Here is a 542-nt window from a genome sequence, read left to right on the forward strand (position 1 = left end):
ATATCAAAATTTCTAAAGGTGATATAAAGAAAAATGAAAGTCTGGTAGAATTAATATTTAATCTTGAATCAGTAATAGATTATTTAGAAGAGAAATATTCAATAGAAAGTGAAATTAGTGTAGAGCAAGTAGAACTACCTTATATCCCAATTTCGAAAATCTGGACTACTTTGGCTGAAACAGAAGAGGAAATTCGAGATCATGTAATAATTAATACTGATGAAATTAAAGAGAATAATGATGGTAATTTTGTAATTCCTTATTATTCAGAAAATGATAACTCGTTTGAGTTTGATTATGATGAAATTGTTAAAGTTTATGACAAAGATAATTATTTGATTGGGGACTTAGTAATTAGGGATACGAACTTAGATTTTTTAACAGTTAAGTTGAATAGAAAATTTAACAGTAATTTATTCAAACCTGGGGGTAAACTTGTTTTAGAGTCAATTAGAAATAAAGCCTCTAGAGATAGGCGGTTAAAGGCATTAAATAGAGTTATTAATAATAACTCTGTAATTAGAAATTTGCCTTCATATTTT

General features: G+C 26.6%; 1 protein-coding gene. It reads left to right on the top strand.

The window, feature by feature from the left end:
- On the top strand, positions 1-542 hold a 542-nt coding region (locus HUN22_RS17610; RefSeq protein ID WP_254617571.1), incomplete at both ends, for a hypothetical protein.

Source organism: Acinetobacter lactucae (genome assembly GCF_013344765.1).
GTDB lineage: Bacteria > Pseudomonadota > Gammaproteobacteria > Pseudomonadales > Moraxellaceae > Acinetobacter > Acinetobacter lactucae_A.